The following is a 2,934-nucleotide window of genomic DNA, read 5'->3' as shown; positions in this document are numbered from 1 at the left end:
GTTAGTTACTCGCCAAACTTTCTTCAATGATGTTCGGGCACTAACCAGATATTTATGGTTTGAGAGTTGGCAGACTTTGTGGGAGTTTATGCTGAGGGAGGGAAAAGCAACTGACAGGGTTAATTCTAGCTAAATTTCGCGACTGTTGAACCAGAACCAATTCGCGCCCTTTATAGCTCTACAGAGTAATAGGTAGTCGTTCCAAGTATTACTCGGCTTTTTCATGGCTCAAAATGAACTTCCTCGGAAATGATGGCTGCTTCTAAGCTTACTTTGGCTCACAATTAATTAACTCTTCGCTTTGTGCGCAAAAATTTTTCGCGCACAAGTTCCTGTTTCTCATTTTTCATTCTGTATTTTCTTTCGTTCAGGTTTCAAAATGAGAATTGCTGAGTAACATTGGTAAAGGTTACGAAAACCTGCCTATTGTCATGTCAGGAGAGGCAACAGAAATTCGCTTTAATATCAAAAATTTGACCGATATTGTTAGCACTATTGAATCTGATGATGTCTGCCTAAAAATACTAGACAGTCAAAGTCCCTGTCTACTTGAGGGATACGGCACATATGAATCATCAACCACTCCTGTCAAAGTAGAACATATCATCGCACCTTTGTTGGTGGAGTGAACTTTCAATCTACATACAAGAACAGAGATATCAAACCTTACAATAATAAATATAAATTAGAGATAGGTTTGTTAGCTAAAAACAATGACTACGGCTACTACTAGGTTAACTTTAGATGAATACCTGGCATATGACGACGGTACTGACAACCGCTACGAATTGGTGGATGGAAAACTAATATTAATGCCTCCCGAAACAGACCGCAACAATCTAATCGCTCTCTATTTATTGGCTGAATTTCTCAAGCTCGTTCCCATTCGACTCATTCGTCACAAGGATACTGAAATTGTAGTGACGGGAAATCGCGCCAGAGTCAGACTGCCCGATTTGATGATTTTAACTGAAGAGTTGTTAGCAGCAATTGGCGGCAGACGGGCTACGATCGCTCCCGATATGCCTTCTCCTGCTTTAGTTGTAGAAGTGTTATCCCCTGGTAAAGTAAACGAAGACCGAGATTATCGGTATAAAGTTTGGAGTATGCTGCTAGGGGCATAATTGAATACTGGATTGTCGCTCCCCTACGAGAGAAACTAACGGTGTTGTCTTTAGTAGATGGATTATACGAGGAAACTGTATTTAAAGATAGTCAACCAATAGCCTCAACTGTTCTGCCCGACTTTAACGCTTCAGCATCAAAAATTCTGAGATTTGATGATAACTCTTGAAAAACGTTTAGTTTTAAAATACATCGCGATTTTTAGTTTTCACTCTTTGATATAGTTCCTCCATGGTGGTAATAAAAGAAGTATCTCGATGCCAAAACTCAGGAAAATCACCCGCTTTTTTGACTAATATCCCCGAAATATTCGTTTCTCTGGTTTCAGTTTCTTCGGGAGGATTAATAGTTTTGCCCTGCCAGAATTCCTTGAGAGAAGTTGCTGCATTAAATTGTTCTTTTTGAGGTTTGGTGTAATAGGAAGTAACGGGATCGGGTGGCTTATCTTCTGTCTTTAAACCAGCAACTAAGGCTCGACCCAAAGAAGTTTTGGCTAATTCTTGGTGTAATTGCTCTTGAGTTAAACCTCGCAATTCAAAGATTAAAAACGGGTTTTCATCCAACTCTGAGGCAAAGCGATAGCACAAACCAGCAATATGTTTACAGGGATTCGACCAGTCGGGACAAGAACAAGAGGTTTGAAAATCACTTTCGCTGCGAGGAAGCAGATTTTTATTGACTTCTCTAAAACTAGATTCGATATTTTCTGGAACTTCGTTTAACAGTAATTTAGAAACAAAACTGGCATTTTTCGCCATACTTTGGATAATCTTAGTCCAGTCTTTTTTGGCGATCGCTTTAATCTCGACTACCGTATGGTAACGGGGTTCGGTATAGACTCCAAAGTAAGGATTGACCGAACCTCTAATAGTAGCTTCAATCTTACCTTTATTTACGGCAAATTTGAGAATTTTACCGCCTCTAGCATAGGAGCGACCCCGACCTAATCTGGCAGAATCGGTAAAAGATTCAATCGCGGTAATAAATTTTTGTCCCCACCAAGTCCGACTAAATTCAGCCATAACATTTATCATTTATCATTAAGCATAATTGGCATTGAGCCGCATAAAAGTGAATAACTATAATTATTCTTCTCCTGCTTGAAAAATTCGATCGACAGTCAATTCGAGTCTGGGAAAAATACTAGACTTTAGGCGATCGCCTTTGACAAACTTTTCCATTTGATATTCCCCTTCAATTAAATTGCAAATAGTAATAGTTGGTTGCTTTGGTTTGCCAATGTAGCGTACTGCACCTAAAGCACGATAATCTACAATCCAATATTCGGCAATTTCCATTGCTTCGTATTCGACAAATTTATGCCCGTAATCATCTCGCCAATTCGTACTAACGACTTCAATTACTAAGGGAACTGTTGCACCATTTTGAATTACTGATGATTTATTCCACAAAGGTTCATCTTTGATTTTTTCTCGATTAATTACTGCCACATCGGGTAAATATCCAGAACGAGGTGCAAGGGGTTTGAGTAGGCAGTTTTTAGGAATGGAATAGGGTAAGTTTTGCTTACGAATCTCAAAATTCAACTCGGCAATCAAAAAACCACTAACATCTTCATGAGAACCTGTAGGCAACATCTCAACAATTACACCTTCAATTAATTCGTAACGTTTATTGTCTTCTGGATACCATTCCAGAAACTCTTCAAAACTCAAAAATTTTGTTTGTGACGTAACCATTTTTAGTGCCTCGCGTTCGCTTTTTAAAATATACTTAAGAATTTTTAAATAATTTTTAACGGTACTTAAACAATTTAAACAGACAAAATAAGATAGAATACCTTTGCTG

General features: G+C 38.4%; 3 protein-coding genes and 1 pseudogene. 2 read left to right on the top strand and 2 right to left on the bottom strand.

Annotated features, from left to right (window positions below):
• The first annotated feature begins 386 nt into the window (after positions 1-386).
• Complete coding sequence (locus ACLFKQ_RS27865; RefSeq protein ID WP_449002897.1) at positions 387-629, top strand: hypothetical protein; 243 nt, start codon at positions 387-389, stop codon at positions 627-629.
• Between the two features lie 84 nt (positions 630-713).
• A pseudogene (locus tag ACLFKQ_RS27860) lies at positions 714-1,294 on the top strand (Uma2 family endonuclease).
• 13 nt (positions 1,295-1,307) lie between these two features.
• Here the strand turns inward: ACLFKQ_RS27860 and ACLFKQ_RS27855 are convergent.
• Together ACLFKQ_RS27855 and ACLFKQ_RS27850 are read right to left on the bottom strand one after the other, a co-directional pair.
• Positions 1,308-2,147: an SWIM zinc finger family protein gene (locus ACLFKQ_RS27855; protein ID WP_449002896.1), complete on the bottom strand. Its 840-nt coding sequence runs from the start codon at positions 2,145-2,147 to the stop codon at positions 1,308-1,310.
• 63 nt (positions 2,148-2,210) lie between these two features.
• Positions 2,211-2,825, bottom strand: a complete 615-nt coding sequence (locus ACLFKQ_RS27850) for a Uma2 family endonuclease (protein WP_449002915.1) — start codon at positions 2,823-2,825, stop codon at positions 2,211-2,213.
• Between the last annotated feature and the right edge of the window lie 109 nt (positions 2,826-2,934).

This window comes from Myxosarcina sp. GI1(2024) (genome assembly GCF_053543375.1).
This window is presented reverse-complemented; position numbering and strand designations above follow the sequence as displayed.

What these genes read in the sequence shown, in the direction of transcription:
- ACLFKQ_RS27855 (WP_449002896.1), bottom strand. Translation starts at nt 2,147, where the DNA reads ATGGCTGAATTTAGTCGGACTTGGTGGGGACAAAAATTTATTACCGCG.
- ACLFKQ_RS27850 (WP_449002915.1), bottom strand. Translation starts at nt 2,825, where the DNA reads ATGGTTACGTCACAAACAAAATTTTTGAGTTTTGAAGAGTTTCTGGAA.